Genomic DNA, 4,382 nt, shown 5'->3' with positions numbered 1-4,382 from the left:
CGGTGGGCACCCGGGAACGGCTTGTGATCGGGATCACGCAGGTGGCGGGCGTGTCGCGGTGGCGGAACGGGAACCAGCGCGCGCGGCGCGGACGTCATCGGGAGTGTGCGGCACGACGGCTTCGTCTTCAAGGTGCGCGCGGCCGGGCTGTTGCTCACCGCCGCGTATCTGGTGTTGATCGGGTGGATGCTGCTGCGGCCGCATTACGTGGCCTGGGTGTCGGCGCCCAACCTCCGACCGTTCGACACGATCCGCGACGATCTCGCGATGAGCCCGGTCGAGGCCGCCCGGCGGCTCGGCGCGGGACTGGGGTTGCTGGCACCGCTCGGCGTCCTGCTGCCCATGGCCGGCGGACGAGCGGAGGCGTCGGGCCTCGCGTCCTTCGTACGTACGGTCTTCGCCGGCCTGATGGTGTCGATGCTGCTCGAGTTCACCCAGACCATGGTCCCCGGGCAGATCTTCGACGTGGACGCGCTGATCCTCAACACGCTGGGCGTCGCGCTCGCCCACCTGCTGGTCGTCCCCGCGGCCAGACGCCGCCTCCTGCGCACGGCCGAACCGATCCCCCCGGCACGGGAACCCCTACCGGCGAGCGTGCCCTGACCCACCCGGGTCCGCGAAGGCCCTCGGGAAACACAGGCCCCCACGCCCCTTGGTCGTGGAGAACCGCGCGCGACCGTCCACCGGCGGGTGGTCCCGCAACCGGCGGAACGGGGCACCCCGGTGGGTCGGGGGCGCCCCGATAATGCGGTCAGCCTCCGATGGGGAGCCCGCCGATCAGGCCGGTGGCCGGGCCGAGCGAGTTGCCCGAGAGGTGGTTGTCCGACGGCAGCAGGTTGCCGGCCGAACCGGTCGGCAGCGCGGACGTCCCGTTGCTGAGCGCGGTCTGCGCACCGGCCACCGTGGAGGTGGCGCCGGGCAGCAGGTTGGCGGCCGAGCCGACCGGCGCGAGGGCGTCGCTCGACTGCACCAGGCCGGCGGCGGAGGCGGTGCCGGCCGCAGCCGCGGTGACTGCCAGGCCGAGGACGGCGGTCGTGAGGGTCTTCTTGGTGAAGGTCTGCATGACGACGGAACGTAGCCATCGGAACGCACCGGGTGCAACCGGCGTGGCGCGGCCGTGACCCCGTCTCCGGCCGGGGCCGCGCCATCGTCCCGATCAGCCCCGCGCGGCGGCAGAGGCACTGGCCACAGGCGGTACGGCGACGCCCGGGGCGAACAGCCACTCGGCCTTCAACTCGGCGTAACCGGGCTTGATCACCTCGTTGATCATGGCGAGTCGTTCGTCAAAAGGGATGAACGCGGACTTCATCGCGTTGACGGTGAACCACTGCATGTCGTCGAAGGTGTAGCCGAACGCCTCGATCAGGTGGGCGAACTCCTGGCTCATGCTGGTCCCGGACATCAGCCGGTTGTCGGTGTTGACGGTGACCCTGAAGTGCAGTCGCCGCAGCAGTCCGATCGGGTGCTCCCGGTAGGAGGAGGCCGCGCCGGTCTGCAGGTTGGAGGTGGGGCACATCTCCAGCGGCACCCGCTTGTCGCGGACGTAGGAGGCGAGCCGGCCGAGGTGCACGCCGTCGTCGTCGACGGTGATGTCGTCGATGATCCGCACCCCGTGGCCGAGCCGGTCCGCGCCGCACCACTGCAGGGCCTGCCAGATCGACGGCAGGCCGAACGCCTCGCCGGCGTGGATGGTGAAGTGGTTGTTCTCGCGCTTGAGGTAGTCGAACGCGTCCAGGTGCCGGGTGGGCGGGAACCCCGCCTCGGCGCCGGCGATGTCGAAGCCGACGACGCCCAGGTCCCGGTAGCGGTTGGCGAGTTCGGCGATCTCCTGGGAGCGGGCGGCGTGCCGCATCGCGGTGAGCAGGGCGCCGACCCTGATCCGGTTGCCGTCCTCGCGGGCGCGCCGCTCGCCTTCGCGGAAGCCCTCGTTGACCGCCTCGACGACCTCCTCCAGGGTGAGCCCGCCCTCCAGGTGCTGCTCGGGGGCGTACCGCACCTCGGCGTAGACCACGCCGTCGGCGGCCAGGTCCTCGGCGCACTCGGCGGCGACCCGGACCAGCGCGTCGCGGGTCTGCATCACCGCGCAGGTGTGCGCGAAGGTCTCCAGATAGCGTTCCAGGGAACCGGAGTCGGCCGCCTCGCGGAACCACCGGCCGAGCTTGTCCGGATCGGTCTCGGGCAACGCTTCGTATCCGGTCGCTCGCGCGATGTCCACGATCGTGCCGGGGCGCAGCCCACCGTCGAGATGGTCGTGGAGCAGGACTTTCGGGGCACGGCGGATCTGCTCCCCCGCGGGGAGGTTCGGTGTGGCGTTCTCCATTCCCGAACGATAGCCCCTACGCGCGTAGATATCGCGTCCGGACCAACTATTTTCCGCTTGGCCATCGAACGCACACCCTCCTGTCTGCCATCGTTGCGCCATGGCTTCGCAAGCATTACCGGCGCGTGGCGCGCGACTCGGGCGGCAGGTCGCGCCCGGTCTCGTGCCCCGGCAGCGTGAGCAGCGTGCCGAAGTGCCGACCGTGCGCGCGGTGGTGCTCGCGCTGCCGGGCGGCAACGCGCTGAGCACCCGCCGGCGTTCACCGGTGGCCGCCGCCGCGATGTGGTCGCTGGCCCGGCACCTCGTACGGGCCGGCGCGGCCGACGGGGTGGCGGCACACGTCGTGCACTACCGCTTCCGCGGCTGGAACGGCGGTCACGCGCACCCCGCGCAGGACACGGAGTGGGCGGTCGGCGAGGCGGTACGGCGCTACGGCGACGTGCCCATATGCCTGGTCGGCCTCGACATGGGCGCGCGGGCGGCGCTGCACGCAGCCGGGCACTCCGCCGTGCGTTCCGTCGTCGCGCTCGCACCCTGGCTGCCGGAGGGGCCCGAGCCGGAGCCGGTCAAGCAGCTCAACGGGCGGCAGGTGCTGATCGTGCACGGCACCGACGACACCACGACCGACCCGGAGTTGTCCTACGAGCTCGCCGAGCGGGCGAAGAAGGTCAATCGTGAGGTGTGCAGGTTCGAGGTGCACACCGACGGGCACGGGTTGCACCAGCACCGGCCGGAAGTCTTCGCCCTCACCGCGGACTTCGTCCTCGGCTCCCTCCTGGAGCGCCCTTTCGCCCGCCCCGTCGCCGACGCCCTCGCGGCTCCCCCGCCACTGGGCTTGCGGATGCCCTTGGCCGCCGGCTTCGGCCGCTCCCTCCGGGGGTAGGGCGCCCGGACCCGCCCGGGCGGCCCCTTTCCGCTCGTTGCGGGACCCGGCGGCCCACGGTGGCGGGGGCGCGGGTCCTTCCGCGAAGGCACCGTCACCCCCAACGGGGTCACGTTTCACCCGGGCTGTGCCCTGTCTGCCAGGAACAGCGCGAGCGGGCCGGCCGGCAGGAGAAAACGGCCGTGCTCGGCGGTGTGCAGGGCCTCGTCCATGGGCCACCAGGCGAGTTTGAAGTCCTGTTCCGTGGGCGTGAGTTGCTGCGGTCCGCAGGTCAGGTCGCGAGCCTCGTAGAGATGGACCGGGCGGACGAGGAGAGCACGAGGGCGAAGGAGCCGAGTGGTCGCCAGGCCGTGGCGATCACGCCGGATTCCTCGCGCAGTTCGCGTCGCGCGCACTCCTCGGGACTCTCGCCGGATTCCCTCCGGCCGCCCGGGAGAAAGAGGTAGTCACCTCCATGTTCGGGGAAGTGGGCGCTGAGGACGGCTACGAGGCCGTCGGCGTCACGGGCGACGACGACCGTGGCGTCGCGGGTCGGCCCGCGGTCGGGCTGGGTTACCGCGCGCAGCGCGTCGGGATCGCGAACCGTCGAGTCGTCAATAGCAGTCATCCGATTACCTACTTCTGTACGGAGGTTGGTGCTTGTGCTGCCACCTCGGTCCGGGGGCAGCGAGGACGTTAGCCAGGGCTCCTCGCCTCGCGGGCTGACACGCGCTACCCGGAAGGGTGGCCTGCGGAGTTCGACTGAACACCTCGCCCGGTGACCGACCCCGGGCATATCCGGTGGGGATCACGGGGCGGGTTGGCTGGCGATGGTGAGTCCGAGGACGATGCCGATGACCAGGGCGAGGGCGGTGAGCACGGCGATGCCGGTCCAACCGGCGATGAGGGCGATCTTCCATTGGCGGATCACGTGATACCCCCGGCGGTCACGTTGGTGTCGCCGCTCGCGGAGCGGTTGCAGTCGTGCGGCTTCGGCGGGTGGTGGGTGGTCCAGTCGGTGCGCGCGTGGATCAGGGCGGGGATGGTGCCGTGGTCGAGGCGGTCGGCCAGCCTGCGGAGTCCGTGCGCGAGATGGGCGAGTTCCTCGGGGCCGAGGTCGGTGAGCCAGAACTCCCCGGCCAGGCGCAGATTCACCACAGGGACGCGGGCTTCGGGGACGGTCGCGAAGGGGTTGCAGTC

Annotated in this window: 7 protein-coding genes; 2 read left to right on the top strand and 5 right to left on the bottom strand. The window is 71.5% G+C overall.

Annotated features, from left to right (window positions below; translation table 11 throughout):
- Window positions 1-105: 105 nt before the first annotated feature.
- Entirely contained in the window at window positions 106-603 is a 498-nt protein-coding gene (locus AC13HU_RS33100) for a VanZ family protein (RefSeq protein ID WP_483045680.1), read from the top strand.
- Window positions 604-751: 148 nt separating this feature from the next.
- Here AC13HU_RS33100 and AC13HU_RS33095 read toward each other — a convergent pair whose 3' ends face one another.
- Entirely contained in the window at window positions 752-1,063 is a 312-nt protein-coding gene (locus tag AC13HU_RS33095; RefSeq protein ID WP_483045679.1) for a hypothetical protein, read from the bottom strand.
- A 93-nt stretch (window positions 1,064-1,156) separates the two neighbouring features.
- Complete coding sequence (locus tag AC13HU_RS33090; RefSeq protein ID WP_483045678.1) at window positions 1,157-2,320, bottom strand: adenosine deaminase; 1,164 nt, start codon at window positions 2,318-2,320, stop codon at window positions 1,157-1,159.
- Window positions 2,321-2,420: 100 nt separating this feature from the next.
- Here AC13HU_RS33090 and AC13HU_RS33085 point away from each other — a divergent pair, with 100 nt between their 5' ends.
- Complete coding sequence (locus AC13HU_RS33085) at window positions 2,421-3,203, top strand: alpha/beta hydrolase (RefSeq protein ID WP_483045677.1); 783 nt, start codon at window positions 2,421-2,423, stop codon at window positions 3,201-3,203.
- A 271-nt stretch (window positions 3,204-3,474) separates the two neighbouring features.
- Here the strand turns inward: AC13HU_RS33085 and AC13HU_RS33080 are convergent, their stop codons facing one another.
- The 3 genes from AC13HU_RS33080 to AC13HU_RS33070 form a co-directional block, all read right to left on the bottom strand.
- Entirely contained in the window at window positions 3,475-3,810 is a 336-nt protein-coding gene (locus AC13HU_RS33080; protein WP_483045676.1) for an NUDIX hydrolase, read from the bottom strand.
- A 180-nt stretch (window positions 3,811-3,990) separates the two neighbouring features.
- Window positions 3,991-4,113: a hypothetical protein gene (locus AC13HU_RS33075; RefSeq protein ID WP_483045675.1), complete on the bottom strand. Its 123-nt coding sequence runs from the start codon at window positions 4,111-4,113 to the stop codon at window positions 3,991-3,993.
- A partial coding sequence (locus AC13HU_RS33070) for a DUF6907 domain-containing protein (protein ID WP_483045674.1) occupies window positions 4,110-4,382 on the bottom strand: 273 nt, incomplete at its 5' end. The genes AC13HU_RS33075 and AC13HU_RS33070, both read right to left, overlap by 4 nt.

This window comes from Streptomyces sp. NH27 (assembly GCF_056859195.1).
The sequence above is the reverse complement of the archived record's forward strand: the minus strand, read 5'-3'. Positions and strand labels throughout refer to the sequence as shown.